The organism is Rhodoferax sp. GW821-FHT10B06, assembly GCF_059415605.1.
The window spans coordinates 377330-395128 of the sequence record NZ_JBWKNO010000001.1 but is presented as its reverse complement, the minus strand read 5'-3'; the positions used below and the strand labels follow the sequence as shown (position 1 = coordinate 395128).

Genomic DNA, 17799 nt, shown 5'->3' with positions numbered 1-17799 from the left:
CTATCAATCGATTTTGTTTTACTAATTGTCATTTTTGTCGTGTGACCCGTAAGATTGCTCCTGTTCGCATTACCAACCTACAGGAGCCCACGATGACCACGCCCGCCCAACGCCCCGAAATCAAGACCCTCGCCAACCTCGAAGCCGCCTTTGCTGGCGAATCCATGGCCCATATCAAGTACCGCTACTTCGCCAAGCTGTCGCGCGAAGCCGGTGACGAGGCTACGGCCCGCGCCTTTGAAGCCACGGCCGACCAGGAAGTGATGCACGCCTTCGGCCACCTGGACTTGCTTTACCCCAAGGCCAGCATGACGCCCGCCAAGGCGTTGCAGATCGCCATCGACGGTGAAACCTATGAGTACAGCGAGATGTACCCCGGCTTCCGCGCGACCGCCGAAGCCGAGGGCAACGCCGCTGCCGTGGCCGAGATGGACGAGCAGATCGAAGAGTCCAAGGTCCATGCCGCCCAGTTCAAGGCCGTGCTGGAAAAAGCCCAGAAACGCTTTGCCGCCCTGGCCAAGGTGGAAGAGCGCCACGCCAACCACTACAAGGCGCAGCTGGCCACGCTGGCGGCATAATTGCTGCATTTTTAATAGCTGCTAGCGCTGGATATATCTGCGCTAGAGGCACTTTTATATATAAAACAAGGACCCCACCATGAAAACCTATATCTGTATCGTTTGCGGCTTCATCTATGACGAGGCCACCGGCCGCCCCGAAGACGGCATTGCCGCCGGCACTCTGTGGGCCGATGTGCCTGCCAGCTGGGAATGCCCGGAATGCGGCGTGGCCAAGGCCGACTTTGAAGCGGTAGAGATTTAAGAATCCAGCTTCCGCAAGCGAAAATGGCTGCTGGTGGTGCTTACCCCTGCAGCCATTTTTTATTCCCCCGCTCTGCGCCGTGTGTTTCGCCGGCAGTCGCGGCAGCAAGCCTTTTCCATATCCAAGCCCTATGTCCCATCCCGTTTTGATCATTGGCGCCGGCCTGGCCGGCTGGCAAACCGCGCGCGAGTTCCGCAAGCTCGACACCACCACGCCCATCACCCTGGTGACCGCCAATGCCGGTGATTTCTATGCCAAGCCCACTCTGTCCAATGCCTTCGGCCAGAAGCGCGGCCCGGCGCAGCTGGTGACTACGCCTGCCGCCACCATCGCGCAGACGCTGAACGTCACGCTGCTGCCGCACACCCAGGTCACGGCCATCGACACCGCCACCCAGACGCTGCACACCAGCGCCGGCCCCTTGCCCTACCGCGACCTGGTGTTGGCCACCGGCGCCCAGCCCATCCGCGTGCCGCTGCAGGGCGATGCAGCCGATGGTGTGCTGTCGGTCAACTCGCTGGACGACTTTGCGGTCTTCCACCAGCGCCTGACCGCCTTGGGCGAGGGCGCGCGTGTGGCGATCATGGGCGCCGGTCTGATCGGCTGCGAATTTGCCAACGACCTGGCCGGCGCGGGCTACCGGGTGACGGTGATCGACCCGTCCGACCGGCCCCTGGCCGCCTTGCTGCCGCCCACGGCCAGCACGCAGCTGCAGGCAGCCCTATCCGAGCTGGCCGTGCAATGGCAGCTAGGCGCCACGGTACAGAGCGTGAATACGGCTACCGATGGACTCAGCCTGGGCCTGTCGAACGGCCAGACGCTCAGCGCGGACATCGTGCTCAGCGCCGTCGGCCTGCGCGCCGACACGGCGCTGGCCCAGGCCAGCGGCATTGCGGTGGAGCGCGGCATTCTGGTGGACAAGCAGCTGTGCACCAGCGCCGCCCATGTCTGGGCCCTGGGCGACGCCGCCCAGTACGCCAGCGCCGCCAGCCCTGGCGCGCCCACCGGCCGCACCTTGCCTTATGTGATGCCTATCATGGCGGCCGCCAAGGCACTGGCCGCCAACCTCCATGGCACCGACACCGCGCTGGCATTCCAGGCCATGCCTGTCGCCATCAAAACCCCGGCCCTGCCCATCGTGGCGCATCCGCCCGCACCCGGCCAGCTGGGCCAGTGGGTGGAGCAGGTACTGGGCGAATGGTGGTTCGCCTCGGCCGAGGCGGCGGACACGCACCACGGCTTTGTGCTTACCGGCAGCCACACCAGCAAGCGCATGGCGTTGGTGAAGCAGATGGTGGCATGATGCGCGGGCTTGCCGACTGGGCCCTTTGGTTCGGCGTTGCGGCCACTACCGCATTCGCGCAGACAGAGCCTGCGCTCAATGCCGCTTTGCGGGAACAAGTGCTGATGGTGCGCAAGCCGGGTCTTTTGGGCACGGAGCTGCAAACTACCATCTACCGACCACCTGGTGCCGGCCCGTTCCCCGTGGTGCTTATTAACCATGGCAAGTCGCCAGGGAACCCGCACTTTCAGCCGCGCCAGCGTTACGAGCGGCAGGCGCGCGAATTTCTGCAGCGGGGCTATATGGTGCTGGTGCCTATGCGCCAGGGTTTTGCGCAATCGACGGGCTCCTATATCGGCAGTGGCTGCAATGTGGAGGGCAACGGTCTGGCACAGGCGGAAGACGTGCGTGCGGTGCTCGAATACCTGAAAACCCAACCCGATGCGGACCTGGGCCGCATACTTGTGGTGGGGCAGTCGCATGGCGGCTTGACGACGCTGGCGTTTGGCACCTTTCACTATCCGGGCGTCAGGGGGCTGGTCAATTTTGCCGGGGGGTTGCGGTAAGACGGTTGCCCAGGGTGGCAGAACGCGCTGTCCCGCGCGTTCGAAAGCTACGCTTCTGAAACGGATGTACCTTCGCTGTGGTTCTATGGCGACAACGACTCGTTTTGGCAGCCCTGGCATTACAAAGACATGTACCAGCATTACCGCGACGGCGGCGGCAAAGCCCGCCTCGTCGCGTTTGGTACTTTTGGAAGTGACTCGCATGCCATGTTTGGCTCTGCTGCGGGCTTGCCGATCTGGGTGCCAGAGGTGGATGCTTTCCTGGCCGAGTTGGGTCTGCCCCACAGCCAGCTGTTCAAGCTGGCGCTGATTCAGCATGAAAACCCGCCCCCCACCGGCACCGGATTTGCCCGCCTGGAGGACGAAAAAGCCTTGCCTGGCGGCAAAGAGACCCGCCAGCGTGGCTATCTGCAGTATCTGGCGGCCGAGCCGCCTAAAGCTTTTGCGTTGTCGACCACGGGGGCTGCCTGGGCCTGGTCAAGTGCGCGTTCCAATGCCATGGCGGCGGCGCTGGAGCGCTGCAATGCGCTTGCCAAAGACAAGAGCTGCCAGCTGTATGCGGTGGACGACACCGTCGTATGGAAAGTGCCTGCAGGCGACTGATAGCTGTCAACCCATCGGTCCATGGCGTGACGGTGGGATACTCGCCCTCCAGAATATCTGGAGACACCATGGACATTGTGAGAAACATCCCGCGCTGGCTGTGCGCGCTGGGGCTGGCGGCGCTGGCCGTGCCCGCGTTTGCCATCGACGTGACCGCCGGACCGCCCGCGCAGCCGGTGGCCGACAAGCAGCTCAGCATAGGCGCCCGTACCTTGCAACTGCCCGACGGCAACTGGACCTACGTAGCCCAGGCCCAGTGGAGCGTGAAGCGCGGCCCGCCGCCACGGCTGGCGGTGTTTGCCGCCTATGCGCTGGATGTGCAGGCCGGCCACATGCGTGCCGGTGTGGTGCTGGAGATGCCGGCCCGTAGCGTGGCCGGTGCCGACTGGGATGCCGAGACCTGCAAGCTGCGCAACCCCTTGTTCAGCGACAGCTTTGGCAGCAACTGGAAGGAGTCGGAATGCCTGCAGGTGTTCCAGCGGGCCGGCCATTTGCTGGGCACGCAGGGTGAGTTCTACATCCAGGCACAGCAATGGCTGCAGGCGCAGTCCATCTCGCCGCCCGGCGCGGCCTACGAAGTGGTCTACACCAAGTACGGCCGCAATGACTACGGCCGGGTGCGGGTGTTCGTGCCCGCCCAGGCCGTGGAGAACGACGAAGAAATGATCGCCTGGGCCAAGCAGCTGCCCGACCTGCTGCGCGGCTTCATGGAGAAGCGCAGCACCGAGGTCAAGCTGCCGCCCATTCCGGCGCGTGCCGTGGTGGCGGAGCCTACCCAGGCGATTGCCCCGGTGCCAGCCGCGTCTGCCGATGACAGCCGGGTCGTCGTGCCCTACCGTGCATCCGGCTATGCCAAGCTGGACGATCTGGACGCCTTGCCCTACAACGCCGAGCACGTGCGCAAGGCCTACCGCGACTGGCTGGGCCAACCCCTGCCGCGCGCGTTCGTCTTGTCCAGCCAGAAAGTGATTTACAGCGTGGGCCGCGACCCCGACGATGCCTCCGAGCCGCACGACCCGGCCGAGCGCGCCCTGGCCCGCTGCCGCCGTGCCAGCCAGACGCCGTGCCAGCTGTACGCCGTGGACAACGTGGTGGTCTGGGTGCCACCCGCCAAGCCTGCGACACCCGCGAAAGCCCCCTGAACCTCGACCCGGTCTGTCCGCATACACAATAGGTTTTTCAGACAAGAGGGGACGTGGATGCGGATTGCCTTGTACCAGCCGGATGGGCCGCTGGAGTTTTGGATAAATGGTTTGCACGCCGTGTGGCCGCAGGCCGAAGTGGCACTGTGGCAGCCCGGCTGCCCGCCGGCAGATTACGCCCTGGCGTGGGCGCCGCCGCAGGCTTTTTTTGACGAGCAGCCGGGGCTGAAAGCCGTGTTCAACCTGGGCGCCGGTGTGGACGCGCTGATGCGCCTGCGCATTCCGCCGCAGACCCTGGTGGTGCGGCTGGACGATGCCGGCATGGCCGCGCAGATGGTGGAGTTCGTGTGCCACGCGCTGCTGCGCCTGTTCCGCGACATGGATGGCTACCAGGCCGATGCCCGCGCCGGCCGCTGGGCCCGGCGCGACCCGGCACGGCGCAGCGATTTCCCGGTGGGCATCATGGGCCTGGGCGTGCTGGGCACGCGCGTGGCCCAGGCGGTGCGCAGCTTTGGCTTTCCGGTGCAGGGCTGGAGCCGCCAGCCCAAGGCGGTGGGCGGTGTGCAATGCTTTGCCGGCAGCGCGCAGCTGGACGCGTTTCTGGCCGCCAGCCGGGTGCTGGTATGCCTGCTGCCGCTCACGCAGGATACCGAGAACATCCTCAACCGGCACACCCTGTCGCAGCTGAAGCCCGGCGGCTATCTGATCAACGTGGCGCGCGGCGCCCACCTGGTGGATGCCGACCTGCTGGCCCTGCTGGACAGCGGCCATCTGGCCGGCGCCACGCTGGATGTGTTCCGCACCGAGCCGCTGCCGTCCCAACACCCGTTCTGGACGCGCCCCCAGATCCACATCACCCCGCACATCTCGGCCCGCACCTTGATGGAAGACAGCCTGGCCCAGATCATCACCAAGCTGCAGGCCCTGCAGCAGGGGCAGGCTGTGGCCGGTGTGGTGGAACGTGAAAGAGGTTATTGAAGCCGCCATGTTCCGCGTGTACGACATGTGGAATATGGCCACAACGCCACAATAGAGTCCTGGAATCGGCCACGCCTGGTCCATGCTCGTCACTAGAACTTACGGCGCGGCCTACCACCAACCGACTACTTACAAGCAATGAACAAAGAGCAGTCTCGCCTCTACCTATTGATGGCCTTGTTGGTAGGTCTTCTGTGTGTGGGCGCGTTCAAGTCGTATGACTTGGGGCGTAGCGCATTTGCGGCTGGCAATTACAAGTCGGCCCGCCTGTGGTATCGGATTGCTGCGAACATGGGCAACGTGAATGCCCAGAATAATCTGGCGGGCATGTATGCCGAGGGCCGTGGCGGCAAGCAAGACGACTCGGCTGCCGTAATCTGGTTCCAGAAGGCTGCCGATCAAGGGGTGGTGGCTGCGCAGTTCAATTTGTCCAACTTCTACGAAGAGGGGCGTGGCGTGCCACGTGATTCACACAAAGCAGTGGCCTTGCTGGAGGCGGCCGCCTCTGCGGGAGACACGGTTGCTGCTTTCAATTTGGGAAGTATTTATGCTTCGGGGAGAGATGACTTTCCAAAGAGTGTGCCGCGTGCAATCTCCTGGTACGAGAAGGCTGCAGGCAATGGTTATGCATCAGCCCAGTACAACCTGGGAAGCATTTACGCGCAGGGAGTCGATGTACCGAAAGATGTCGCGCGTGCCAAGTCTTTATATCTCCAAGCTGCGCAGCAAGGCCATGCCAAGGCCCAGATGGATCTGGGCACCATTTACGCGTATGGATTGGCGGGGGAGCGTGATCTTGTCCAGGGCCTGCAATGGTTAGGCAAGGCAGCGGCGCAGCCCGTGACAGCTGACGAAGCCCTGCAGCGCATGAAGATTGTGTGTAGCGTGCAATCTGATCTGCGCGTCGTTTCGGCGTGCGCTAAAACCTGAAGCCAACTTATGCCCTTACCCTCCCGCGTCAAACTCGTCGATGTCGGCCCACGTGATGGGCTGCAGAATGAAAAGCAGCCGGTGCCGGCGGCTGTCAAGATCGAACTGGTGCAGCGCCTGCAGCAGGCCGGTCTGACCGAGATCGAAGTCACCAGCTTTGTCAGCCCCAAGTGGGTGCCGCAGATGGCCGACAACGCCGAGGTCATGGCCGGCATCGTGCGCCAGCCCGGTGTGCGCTACAGTGTGCTGGTGCCCAATCTGCGTGGCCTGGAGGCGGCCCTGCCGACCCGGCCGGACGAGGTGGTGGTGTTTGCCGCCGCCAGCGAGGCCTTCAGCCAGCGCAACATCAACTGCAGCATCGCGGAGAGCATAGAGCGCTTCCGCCCGGTGGTGCAGGCGGCGCTGGCGCAGAACGTGGCGGTGCGCGGCGCCATCTCTTGTGCGGTAGGCTGCCCTTACGAGGGCGAGGTGGCGCCCGAGCGCGTGACCATGGTGGCGCGGCTGATGCGCGAGATCGGCGTGCAGCACGTGGGTGTGGCCGACACGATTGGCGTGGGCACGCCGCTGAAGGTGCAGCGAGCGCTGGAGGCAGCCTTGCAGCATTTCGCGTTGGACGCTGTGTCTGGCCACTTCCACGACACCTACGGCCAGGCGCTGGCGAATACGCTGGCCGCGCTGCAGCTGGGTGTGTGGCAGTTTGACGCGTCGGTGGCTGGCCTGGGCGGCTGCCCCTATGCCAAGGGCGCCACCGGCAACGTGGCTACCGAGGACGTGGTCTATATGTTGCATGGCATGGGCATTGATACCGGTATTGACCTGGATGGCTTGGTCGATGCGGGTGTTTACATCAGTGATTTTTTGGGCCGCAAATCGCAGTCGCGCGCGGCCACGGCTTTATGGAATAAAAGGACGGCGTGATGTGTGGAGCTGAACTCAAACCCCTGCCCGAGGGCGTGCAACGGGTGGCCGCCGCGCTGCAGGCCCAGGGCCACTTGCATATGCCGCGCATGCTGGAGGACGCGGCGCGTACCGCCCAGCAGGCGGCGGATGCGCTGGGCATTGCCCTGGGGCAGATCGCCAAGAGCATCATCTTCCGCCGCCTGTCGGACGACGCGGCGGTGCTGGTCGTCACCTCGGGCGACCGCCGTGTGGACGAGGCCAAGGTGGTGGCCCTCGTGGGGGCAGTGGGCCGGGCCGATGCGGCATTTGTGAAGTCGCGCACGGGCTTCAGCATCGGCGGTGTAGCGCCGCTGGGCCATGCCACGCCCCCTGTGACGCTGATAGACCAGGACCTGTTCCGCTTCGCCGAGATCTGGGCCGCTGCCGGCCACCCGCACGCGGTGTTCGCGCTGACCCCTGCCGACCTGCGCCAGCTGACCGGCGCGCCGGTGGCCGATGTGGCCCTGGCCGGGGAGGCGGCATGATTGCTTCTAATTTAATAGCTACTCGCGCAGGTAATACCTGCGCTGCGGACCTATTGGACGTAAAGTCACCCTGCGTGTCGATTTGCAAGATGGACAGCCGTACTGAACTGTGCAGCGGCTGCCTGCGCACGCTGGAGGAGATTTCCGGCTGGGGCTTCATGGATGCGGCGGAGCGGCGCGCGGTCTGGGCCCGGCTGGCGCAGCGCGCCGAGGCTGCTTTGTAAAGTCTGCCGGACCCGGTCAAAGTAGGCGTACGGGGTTGGGGCTGCGCTCGTATGATGCGCGTCTTCAACACACTGCTACGGGCTCGCCATGTATCTCCGCCGGTTGTTCCACGTGTTCGGTATCTTGTGCCTGCTGCTGCTTGGACAGGCAGTCTATGCACAAGCTAGCAAGCTGGTGATAGAGGAAGACCGGCAAACCTGGCGCTTTCTGGCGGATGACACCAGTGTGCTGGAGCAGCGCCTGGTGTACCGGGTGCTGTCGCCCGAGGGCGCGCAAAGTATCAGCAGCGTTCCACTGAGTTACCAGGACGGTTGGCAGGCCCTGGAGCTGGTGGAGGCATACACCCTCAAGCCTGATGGTCGGCGCCTGCCGGTGTCACCAGATGCCATTCAGAAGCAAAGTGGCGCTTTGGGAGGCAGCACAGGCATGACCTGGCCCGAGTTGCGGGTCTGGCAGCTGAAATTCCCCGATGTGCAAGTGGGCGACCGCGTTGTGCTGCACCACAAGCAGACGCAGCTGAAGCCCCTGTTACCTGGCTGGCGCAGCTTCAGCTGGTTTGCCAACTACAACGTCAACACGGAAAAGCTGCTGGTCGAAGTGCAGGCCCCCAAGGACCTGGCCTTGGCGGTAGAGACGCAAGGCGTTGAAGTCAGCCGCAGCGAGGTGGATGGTTTGCAAATCCAGCGCTTTACCGGTCAGGTAGCCGCCAGGGCCTACGATCCGGGCACCAGCAATGCGTCTACCACCGTGGCGCGGGTGCTGGTGTCTTCCTTGGTGAGCAATGAGGCGCTGGCGGATCGCTTTGCCCGGGTGGTGCAGCCCAAGCTGGCACCCCATTCCGCACTGCGCGACATCGCCGAGCGCGAGACGAAAGGGCTGACCGAGCCCGCGGAGAAGGCCAAGGCACTGTACGACTGGGTGCGCAAGAACATCCGTTACAACGCCGTCTACCTGGGGGCCGGTGGCTGGGAGCCCAACGACATGGCGCATATTCTGGATACCCGCTACGGCGACTGCAAAGACCATATGCTGTTGTTGATCGGCCTGCTGAAGGCGGTGGGCGTGGAGGCCGTTCCCGCATTGATCAATACGGGGGGCGACTACACGCTGAACTCGGTCGCGGCGGGTTTCAACCATGTCATTGTGTACGTGCCTGCGCAGGATCTTTATCTAGACCCCACGGGCACCTCGGTGCCTTTCGGCTCCTTGCCCAGGGGCGTGTACGGCAAACCGGTGCTGCTGGCGCGCGTACAGGGCAGCAGCGTGGGGCAGACACCGGTTTTGACCCCCGAGCGCAACCGGATGGAAAGCCGCAGCGACTTTCAGATCAGTGCGGAGGGCGCGCTCCAGGGCTCTGTGCATATTGCCGCAAGCGGGCAGGCCGCACTATGGTTGCAAGACCGTTTGGCGCAGATACCTGCGGGCAAGGAGGGTGAGGCGGTGCGAGGCTGGCTGGAGGCGGCAAAGATCACCGGCACCGGCACGCTGCGATACCCGCCATTGGACCGGGACCGCGCCGAGCAGACATTGGAGCTGGACATTTTGATTCCGCACTACGTGTCGAACCCGGAAGCGGGCAGTCTGCGCGCCAACCCGAGCATCCCGAATCTGCAGGTGTATATCCTGGACAACCTGGGGAATTTCAGCACGGAGCAGCGGCGCTTTGCCATGCCTTGTCAGCCCAAGTGGGTGCGCGAAGAATTCAAGCTGCAGTTTGATCCCTTGTTTACCTTGCAGCATCCACCCAAGGATCTGGCCTTCGAGGGAGAGGGACTGCGCTTTAACGCCCACTACAGTTTGGACAAGCAGGTGCTGCAAGGCGACCGCGAGTTTGTGGATCGCAATCCGTCCATGGTGTGCGATGTTGCTCTGTATGCCCAGCGCAAGCCCTCCATGCAGGCGATTGCGAAAAACCTGCGTCAACAGCTGATCTACCAGCAATAGGCCCCCACTGGCGGTCTCGGGATGCGATGAAGCACATTACCTTTTATTTCGATGTCGTCTCTCCCTATGCGTACCTGGCGTTTCACAAGCTGCCACGGGCGCTGCAGGGCCTGAGCTATTCCGTCGCCTACCAGCCGGTGTTTCTGGGCGGGTTGCTGCAGTACCACGGCGTGCGCGGCCCGGCCGAGGTGCCGGCCAAGCGTGACTGGCTGTACCGCCATGTGCAGTGGCTGGCGCATGCCGAGGGCATTGCGCTGGACCTGCCGGTGGTGCACCCATTCAACCCGCTGCCGCTGCTGCGCCTGGCTCTGGCCTGCGACCCGCAGGGGCTGCCTAGCCGCCATCTGACCGAGGCTGTGTTCCAGCACGTGTGGTGCGGTGGTGCGGATGCGGCCGATCCAGTCCGGTTTGCCGCATTGCAGCAGCAATGGCCGCTGCTGCGCGACCCGATGGGGGGCGAGGTCAAGACTGCATTGAAACAGGCCACCGATGCGGCACTGCAAAAAGGGGTGTTTGGTGTACCCACTTTTGAAGTGGATGACAAGCTGTTCTGGGGCATGGACGCCTTGCCCATGCTGCGCGCTTACTGTGCGGGGGACGCCTGGTTCGACGGCCCCGCGTGGGAGGCTGCCAGCCGCGTGGCGCAGGCGGCTGGCAAAGGTTAACGCAGTTGCTTAGTGGCCAGATGCGCCGGATGCGCCCAGGCCGGTTTCCGAGCGTACTTGCTGCGCCTTGAACGCGTCGCGCTCCTTGTCTGCTTGCGGGCTGCGGTCCAGTATCGAGAACAGCCAGATACCGATGAAGCCGATGGTCATGGAGAACAGTGCCGGCGATGTGTAGGGGAACAGCGCCGAGCCCTTGGCGTGGCCCAAGGTGGCTTCCCAGACCGATGGCGACACCACGGTCAGGCCCACCGATGAGATCAGACCCATGAAACCACCGATCACCGCGCCACGCGTGGTGCAGTCTTTCCAGAGCACCGACATGAAGAGCACCGGGAAGTTGGCCGAGGCCGCAATGGCGAATGCCAGCGAGACCATGAAGGCGATGTTCTGCTTCTCGAAGGCGATGCCCAGGGCCACTGCCACGATGCCCAGGGCGACGGTGGTGATACGCGATACCTTCAGCTCGGAGGCGCTGTCGGCTTTGCCCTTTTTGAATACCGTGGCGTACAAGTCGTGCGACACGGCGGAGGCACCTGACAGCGTCAGGCCCGCGACCACGGCCAGGATGGTGGCAAACGCCACGGCCGAGATGAAGCCGAAGAAGATGTTGCCGCCCACCGCCTTGGCGACCAGCACCGCAGCCATGTTGGAGGACCCGCCACCGCCTTTGATGACGCCTTTGATGGTGTCGGCGAACTCGGGGTTGGTCAGCACCAGGGTGATCGCGCCAAAGCCGATGATGAAGATCAGCAGGTAGAAGTAGCCGATCCAGGTGGTGGCCCATAGCACGGATTTACGGGCTTCCTTGGCGTTGGGCACGGTGAAGAAGCGCATCAGGATGTGCGGCAGGCCGGCAGTACCGAACATCAGCGCCATGCCGAAGGAGATGGCCGAGATCGGGTCTTTCACGAAGCCACCCGGGCCCATGATGGCCAGGCCGATCTTGGCGGCCTCCTCAGGCATCTTGCCGTCGTTGGCGGCAATCTGTGTTTTCACCTCTACTGCTTTGGCAAACAGCGCTTCGGGGCTGAAGCCGAATTGCGCCAGCACGGCCACGGCCATGAAGGTCACGCCGGCCAGCAGCATGCAGGCCTTGATGATCTGCACCCAGGTGGTGGCCGTCATGCCGCCGAACAGCACGTAAACCATCATCAGCGCGCCGACGATTACCACCGCCAGCCAATAGTCCAGACCGAATAGCAGCTTGATCAGTGCGCCAGCACCCACCATTTGCGCGATCAGGTAGAACGCCACCACCACCAGCGTGCCGGAGGCGGCAAACATGCGGATCGGCGTTTGCTGGAAGCGGTAGGCCGCCACGTCGGCAAAGGTGAATTTGCCCAGGTTACGCAGGCGCTCGGCCATCAGGAAGGTGATGACCGGCCAGCCCACCAGAAAGCCGATGGAGTAGATCAGTCCGTCATAGCCTGATGCCATCACGGCGGCAGAAATACCGAGGAAGGAAGCGGCCGACATATAGTCACCCGCAATCGCCAAGCCGTTCTGGAAGCCAGTGATGCCGCCGCCGGCGGTATAGAAATCAGAGGCGGATTTGGTCTTGGCGGCAGCCCATTTGGTGATGAACAACGTGCCCACCACAAAGATGCCAAACATGGTAATGGCCACCCAGTTGGTGGGTTGTTTGTCCACCTGACCCAGGTCTGCGCCAGCTGCCAGTACCGCAGCGGTTGCTGCCATGAGCGCCAAGGCGCAGAAGGTTTTGAGCAGGGATTTCATTGGGCTGCATCCTTCAGGATTTCGGCGGTCAGGCGGTCGTATTCGCTGTTGGCTCGGCGCACGTACAAGCCAGTGATAAGAATGGTGAAGACAATCACGCCCAGCCCGATGGGAATGCCCAGGGTGGTGACGCCGTTGCCTATCGGCTGTGCGAGGAAAGGCTTGTCGAAAGCAATCAGGGCGATGTAGCCGTAGTACACCAACATCATTAGTGCAGTGAGTGTCCAGCCGAAGCTGCCGCGCTTGCGCCGCAGTTCGTGGTACTTGGGATTGGCCTCGATACGGGCCACGACGGGGTCTGTCATGCTGGTCTCCAGTGGTTCTTTGTGGCCCGCACCAGGGTGAGGGGATATATGTCAGCGCTGCGGAGTGTGGGCAGAGGGGCTGACCGGGAACTGACTTTTTCGGCTGCGCAGCTTCGCTCAGGGTTTATCCTCGGATGTGTGCTTTTGTAAGGAAATGGTCAGGTGGTATTCGAAAAATGCTTCGAGACCACCCTTGGAGGAGGTCCGCACAACAAAGGAGACAAGCTATGGCAACAATCGCGGGAGCAACACCCAGGCCCATGACAGGTGAAGAGAAGAAGGTCATCTTCGCCTCGTCGCTAGGTACCGTGTTCGAGTGGTACGACTTTTATCTATACGGTTCTTTGGCGGCCATCATCGCCAAGCAATTCTTCGGTGGGCTGGACCCCACCTCTGGCTACATCTTTGCGCTGCTGGCGTTTGCCGCGGGCTTTCTAGTGCGGCCTTTCGGGGCGATTGTGTTCGGCCGTCTGGGCGACATGATCGGACGCAAATACACCTTCCTAGTCACCATTTTGATCATGGGCTTGTCCACCTTCATTGTGGGGCTGCTGCCCAGCTATGCATCCATCGGCATTGCCGCTCCCATCGTGTTGGTAGCCTTGCGCATGCTGCAGGGCCTGGCGCTGGGCGGTGAGTATGGAGGTGCTGCAACTTATGTAGCCGAGCATGCGCCGCACGGTAAACGCGGTGCCTATACCTCGTGGATCCAGACCACGGCGACCTTGGGTCTGTTTCTGTCGTTGATTGTGATCCTGGGCTGCCGGGAAGCCCTGGGTGCGGACTTTGATACCTGGGGCTGGCGCGTGCCCTTCCTGGTTTCCATTTTGCTGCTGGGTGTGTCGGTGTGGATCCGATTGAGCATGAATGAATCACCCGCCTTCCAGAAGATGAAGTCCGAGGGCAAGACCTCCAAGGCGCCGTTGACCGAATCCTTTGGCCAGTGGAAGAACCTGAGGATCGTGATCCTCGCCCTGGTTGGCCTGACTGCTGGCCAGGCCGTGGTCTGGTACACCGGGCAGTTCTATGCGTTGTTCTTCCTGACGACCATCGCCAAGGTGGATGCGACCACGGCCAACCTGTTCATCGCCGTGGCTCTGCTGATTGGCACGCCGTTCTTCATCTTCTTCGGTGCGTTGTCGGACAAAGTGGGCCGTAAACCCATCATCATGGGTGGCTGCCTGTTGGCTGCGGTGACGTATTTCTCGGTGTTCCCGGCCCTGCTGCAGTACGCCAACCCCGCGCTGGTGGCCGCACAGAAGTCAGTTCCGGTGGTGATTACAGCCGACCCGGCGCAGTGCTCCTTCCAGGGCAGTCCGATCGCTCGCGATATCGACTTCACCAGTTCCTGTGACATCGCCAAACGCACTTTGACGCAAAACTACATTCCCTATACGAATGTGAATGGCGCGCCAGGCAGCACGGCCAACATCAAGTTGGGTGACAAGGAAATCGCGTCAGTCACCGGTGCGTTGAACGAGAAGCGCGACGCCTTCTCAGCCGACAGCAAGAAGGAAATTGATACTTTCCGCAAGACCGTGGTGGATGCCGCCAAGGCCGCTGGGTTGACCGTCAAGGCCGACAACGCCGCGATGAACAAACCAATGATGCTGCTGATCCTGGTCTACCTGGTGATCCTGGTGACCATGGTGTATGGCCCGATCGCGGCCATGCTGGTGGAGATGTTCCCCACCCGCATCCGCTACACCTCGATGAGCCTGCCCTACCACATCGGCAATGGCTGGTTTGGCGGCCTGCTGCCGACCACGGCTTTCGCCATGGTGGCGGCCACCGGCGATATCTTCTATGGTCTGTGGTACCCCGTGGTGGTCGCAGCCGGCACCTTTGTGATCGGCATGCTGTTCGTCAAGGAAACCAAGGATGTGGATATTTACGCCAACGATTGAGACTGCGTAGCCAGCTCTGGCCGGTGCGGCTCTGTTGCTGCACCGGCCATGATTTTGAAGTAAAGGCGCTCGTAGCCGCTTTGCATTGGGGGCTTGCCTGACAGCGGTGCGTAGCCCAGGCCAAAGGCCGCATCGATGTGCTTCCAGTCCTCTGCACGTAGCAGGCGGGCGGCAGCCGGGAAGATCACGCTCTCCTCATGCTGCATATGCGCCTGGTAATAAGCGATGTACTCGTAGGCGGCTTCATTGAAAGCGGCACTGCGTGGCTCTCCCATTATTTCCCAGGCGATCAGGGTGTGCTGCAGTGAGCGCACCAGGGCGTCACCGCGAACGTGTTCTTTCTCCAGCTTTTCTACGTCCGGGAAGAGTTGCGGCGCCACGCGCAGCAGTTGCGGAAACAGAAAGTCCGACTCCTTTGGGTGGTGCAGTTTTTCCGGTAGCTCATCGATATAGAACAGCATGGCACGCAGCAGGTCGAAAAAGCGCTCGGGCTCGTCCTGCGGACCGCGGTCGAGCAGGCGCTTCATGGCACGCAGAACGCATGCCAGTTCCGCATGTTCGTTGCGCAGCATCTGCAGGCTGGGAGGCAGCCGGTATTCACCCATCTCTTGTGGCACGCGAGACTCCGTCTCAGGTGGCATCGGCGATGTGCATGACGACCCTGCCTTCGATATTGCCGCTGCGCATGCGGTCGAATACAGCGTTGATATTGTCCAGCTTGTCCTCGGAGTAAATGGTCCGGACCTTGCCGTCGCCGGCAAAGGCGAGTGCTTCCTGCAGGTCCATGCGGGTGCCGACGATGGAGCCGCGCACGGTCTTGGCGTTGAGCACCATGTCGAAAATAGGCAGGGCAAAATCTCCCGGAGGCAGGCCCACCAGGGACATGGTGCCGCGCTTGTGCAGCATGCCCAGACCCTGTGCAAAAGCGGAGCGGGACACGGCCGTGACCAGCACGCCGTGTGCGCCGCGCAGTGCGCGCTGCACCTCTTGCACTGGGTCCTGCTGTGCTGCATGGATCACCATGTCGGCGCCCAGACGCTCGGCAAGCTGCAGCTTGGCTGTGTCGATGTCCACCGCAATCACATGGAAGCCCATGGCTTTGGCGTATTGCACCGCCAGATGCCCCAGCCCGCCTATGCCGGAGATGGCGACCCAGTCGCCAGGCTTGCAATCCAGTACCTTGAGACCCTTGTAAACGGTGACTCCTGCGCACAGCACTGGTGCGATTTCTGCGAACCCTACATTGGCTGGCAGATGGCCCACGTAGCCTGGGTCGGCCAATACGTATTCGGCATAGCCGCCGTTAACCGTATAGCCGGTCATTTGCTGGCTGTCGCACAGAGTTTCCCAGCCGGTGATGCAGTGCTCGCAATGGCCGCAGGCGGTATGCAGCCACGGTACGCCCACGCGGTCGCCTTCCCGGATGTTCTTGACGCCCGCGCCCACGGCGGCGACAAAGCCCACGCCTTCGTGGCCGGGAATGAAGGGCAGGCTGGGTTTCACCGGCCAGTCACCCTCGGCGGCATGTAAATCGGTATGGCATACACCAGACGCGACGACCTTGACCAGCACCTGGCCGGCGGGCACCTCGGGAATGGCGACTTCTTCGATCTGCAGAGGCTGTCCAAAGGCATGGACTACGGCAGCTTTCATGGTGCGCATGGCGGGCTCCTGTTGCGGCAAGGGACGCCAGCCGGCGCTAGTCCGGTGGCATATGACCCACTTTAGGCCGGTCAGGCGAGCAGCGCTTTGCGCTGGATCAAGGTTTAGACCATGAAAAGACCTTGAGCAGGTTCTCAGAGCTGCGATGCGGTCGTCTGGCCTACAACCACGCCGTGCAAAAAAGCCTGCAGTACGGGGTCTGCTTGCAGCTGTTCCGCGAGCGTCGCAGCTTGCGCCACGTCGCGCGCGGCGCCCAATCGGCTTTGCAGTTGCAGGGCTCGTGCGTGCCATTGCTGCGCCCGTTTAGCTTGCAGCACGCTGCGCAATGCTTCGATGCCATAGCGCAGTCGCTTGGCCAGAATGCGCAGACGGTGCTGGCCGTCCAGCGTGGATGGGGCTTGTTGGGCTTGTTCCAGTTTCTTGTGCAGGCGCTGCATGCGCTTGCGGGCCCAGTCGGACAGGGGTGGGGCAGGTTTTGCCGTGGGCTCCACTGGATGGGAGGGGCTTTCCAACCACTCCACCATAACTAGCAGGCAGGCGCCCGTGCGCGGGTCTTCCAGCTGTTTTCGTGCGGCTTGGCGCTGCACATGGGCGGCTTGTTCCAGGTCCGACATCAGTTTGAGCCAGCCGGGTGTGCGCCGTGCGTGGCCCTGGGTGTATGTGGTGTGCAATGGCGGCAAGCTGCTGGTGCGGGCCACGTCCAGATCGCGCAGTCGCCCCAGGGTGGCCACCAGGGGCTGCAATGCTGCCCATGAGGGTACGGCTTCGGTTGGGAACTGTTTTTTGCACAACCGCCAGAAGCTGTTGAAGCGGCGCCAAGCGATCCGTGCCTGATGGACCAGCTCTGGATCATCGCTGCGGCGCAGCGCGTCCAGGTTGGCCATCCACTGGCCCAGCATTTCGCGTAGCAGTTGGCGAGCGGCTTCGCCAACGGGCTGGTTTTTTGACAGTGCCAGGGGCTTAGCACGTAGCGGGGCGTCGTGCGCGTTCTGGGCGAGCTGGTAGCCGCGTGCGGCTTTGCTGGTTTGTGACGGCAATACCGCTACCGTATGGGCAATTTTCCTTGCCAGGTCGAACAGCGCTTGTGGCGGGCCGGCAAGCAGCTCCAGCTCCAGTTCGCAAATGGGAGCTTGCTGGTCCCTGACTATGGTTTTGCCACGGTCCAGGGCTACTTCGACCACGCTGCCGTCGCGCTGGCGTACGGTCCACAGCGTGCGCTCGAAGGTCGTGGCGAAGCAGGGCTGCAGCGCAGCGAAAAGGCTGTCGTTCGGGTCCAGCTCGGGCCAGGGCGTGTTGTTCAGTGCGGCGCGTACCAGGTTTTCATCTGGCACGGGCGTTTCCCATTCGCCGCGCTGGCTCAGGGCGGAGGCGCTGTTGCCGGCAGTTTTCAGCGTTTGCAGCCATTGTGGCGTGCCGCTGCCATCTACTTTGCGAATACGCAGGGCAATGCGCTGTTGGCGCAGGCGCTGGTCGGGTGTGTCGTAGTAGACGTTGTGCAGCTGCAGTATCTGGGGTTTGCGTCGTGCCAGAGGTGGAGTGCGGGCCAGGCGCTGCGCCAGGTTTTCCGGGTCGGCGCAGGGCAGAGCGAGTTTGAGTTCGATTTCCAT

General features: G+C 62.8%; 19 protein-coding genes. 14 read left to right on the top strand and 5 right to left on the bottom strand.

Features of this window, described 5'->3' with window-relative positions:
• Window positions 1-92 precede the first annotated feature (92 nt).
• The 13 genes from AC07O2_RS01845 (at window position 93) to AC07O2_RS01785 (ending at window position 10581) form a co-directional block, all read left to right on the top strand.
• Window positions 93-578 (top strand): rubrerythrin family protein, encoded by a 486-nt coding sequence (locus AC07O2_RS01845; RefSeq protein WP_495074036.1) that lies wholly within the window; start codon window positions 93-95, stop codon window positions 576-578.
• 79 nt (window positions 579-657) lie between these two features.
• Window positions 658-822 (top strand): rubredoxin, encoded by a 165-nt coding sequence (locus tag AC07O2_RS01840; RefSeq protein ID WP_495074035.1) that lies wholly within the window; start codon window positions 658-660, stop codon window positions 820-822.
• Window positions 823-952: 130 nt separating this feature from the next.
• Entirely contained in the window at window positions 953-2125 is a 1173-nt protein-coding gene (locus AC07O2_RS01835; RefSeq protein ID WP_495074034.1) for an FAD-dependent oxidoreductase, read from the top strand.
• Window positions 2122-2670: a dienelactone hydrolase family protein gene (locus AC07O2_RS01830; protein WP_495074033.1), complete on the top strand. Its 549-nt coding sequence runs from the start codon at window positions 2122-2124 to the stop codon at window positions 2668-2670. Before AC07O2_RS01835 ends, AC07O2_RS01830 begins: the two co-directional genes overlap by 4 nt.
• 129 nt (window positions 2671-2799) lie before the next feature.
• Window positions 2800-3273, top strand: coding sequence for a hypothetical protein (locus AC07O2_RS01825; protein ID WP_495074032.1), 474 nt, complete (start codon window positions 2800-2802; stop codon window positions 3271-3273).
• 68 nt (window positions 3274-3341) lie between these two features.
• Window positions 3342-4415 (top strand): hypothetical protein, encoded by a 1074-nt coding sequence (locus tag AC07O2_RS01820; protein ID WP_495074031.1) that lies wholly within the window; start codon window positions 3342-3344, stop codon window positions 4413-4415.
• Window positions 4416-4472: 57 nt separating this feature from the next.
• Entirely contained in the window at window positions 4473-5393 is a 921-nt protein-coding gene (locus AC07O2_RS01815) for a 2-hydroxyacid dehydrogenase (RefSeq protein ID WP_495074030.1), read from the top strand.
• A gap of 138 nt (window positions 5394-5531) precedes the next feature.
• Entirely contained in the window at window positions 5532-6323 is a 792-nt protein-coding gene (locus AC07O2_RS01810) for a tetratricopeptide repeat protein (protein ID WP_495074029.1), read from the top strand.
• 9 nt (window positions 6324-6332) lie between these two features.
• Window positions 6333-7241, top strand: coding sequence for a hydroxymethylglutaryl-CoA lyase (locus tag AC07O2_RS01805; protein WP_495074028.1), 909 nt, complete (start codon window positions 6333-6335; stop codon window positions 7239-7241).
• Window positions 7241-7747 carry a YbaK/EbsC family protein gene (locus tag AC07O2_RS01800; RefSeq protein ID WP_495074027.1) on the top strand — a complete coding sequence of 169 codons (507 nt, stop codon included), beginning with the start codon at window positions 7241-7243 and terminating at the stop codon, window positions 7745-7747. The genes AC07O2_RS01805 and AC07O2_RS01800 overlap by 1 nt, the downstream gene beginning before the upstream one ends.
• A gap of 89 nt (window positions 7748-7836) precedes the next feature.
• Entirely contained in the window at window positions 7837-7971 is a 135-nt protein-coding gene (locus AC07O2_RS01795; RefSeq protein ID WP_495074026.1) for a DUF1289 domain-containing protein, read from the top strand.
• Window positions 7972-8059: 88 nt separating this feature from the next.
• Window positions 8060-9916: a DUF3857 domain-containing transglutaminase family protein gene (locus AC07O2_RS01790; RefSeq protein WP_495074025.1), complete on the top strand. Its 1857-nt coding sequence runs from the start codon at window positions 8060-8062 to the stop codon at window positions 9914-9916.
• 26 nt (window positions 9917-9942) lie between these two features.
• A complete protein-coding gene (locus AC07O2_RS01785; protein WP_495074024.1) occupies window positions 9943-10581 on the top strand; it encodes a 2-hydroxychromene-2-carboxylate isomerase in 639 nt (212 codons plus the stop codon).
• A gap of 9 nt (window positions 10582-10590) precedes the next feature.
• Here the strand turns inward: AC07O2_RS01785 and AC07O2_RS01780 are convergent, their stop codons facing one another.
• Both AC07O2_RS01780 and AC07O2_RS01775 read right to left on the bottom strand, forming a co-directional pair.
• The gene (locus tag AC07O2_RS01780) at window positions 10591-12318 is read right to left on the bottom strand and encodes a cation acetate symporter (RefSeq protein ID WP_495074023.1); all 1728 of its coding nucleotides are present in this window, start codon (window positions 12316-12318) and stop codon (window positions 10591-10593) included.
• A complete protein-coding gene (locus tag AC07O2_RS01775) occupies window positions 12315-12623 on the bottom strand; it encodes a DUF485 domain-containing protein (protein WP_495074022.1) in 309 nt (102 codons plus the stop codon). Before AC07O2_RS01775 ends, AC07O2_RS01780 begins: the two co-directional genes overlap by 4 nt.
• A gap of 227 nt (window positions 12624-12850) precedes the next feature.
• Here AC07O2_RS01775 and AC07O2_RS01770 point away from each other — a divergent pair, with 227 nt between their 5' ends.
• Window positions 12851-14530: an MFS transporter gene (locus AC07O2_RS01770; protein WP_495074021.1), complete on the top strand. Its 1680-nt coding sequence runs from the start codon at window positions 12851-12853 to the stop codon at window positions 14528-14530.
• On the opposite strand, the gene AC07O2_RS01765 is transcribed toward AC07O2_RS01770, so the two are convergent.
• The 3 genes from AC07O2_RS01765 to AC07O2_RS01755 all read right to left on the bottom strand — a co-directional run bounded on the left by AC07O2_RS01765 (window position 14515) and on the right by AC07O2_RS01755 (window position 17799).
• A complete protein-coding gene (locus AC07O2_RS01765) occupies window positions 14515-15147 on the bottom strand; it encodes a hemerythrin domain-containing protein (RefSeq protein ID WP_495074020.1) in 633 nt (210 codons plus the stop codon). The two genes, AC07O2_RS01770 and AC07O2_RS01765, sit on opposite strands and share 16 nt — an antisense overlap.
• A gap of 13 nt (window positions 15148-15160) precedes the next feature.
• Window positions 15161-16192 carry a zinc-dependent alcohol dehydrogenase gene (locus AC07O2_RS01760; protein WP_495074019.1) on the bottom strand — a complete coding sequence of 344 codons (1032 nt, stop codon included), beginning with the start codon at window positions 16190-16192 and terminating at the stop codon, window positions 15161-15163.
• 134 nt (window positions 16193-16326) lie between these two features.
• On the bottom strand, window positions 16327-17799 hold the full coding sequence (locus AC07O2_RS01755) for a CYTH and CHAD domain-containing protein (protein ID WP_495074018.1): 1473 nt from the start codon (window positions 17797-17799) through the stop codon (window positions 16327-16329).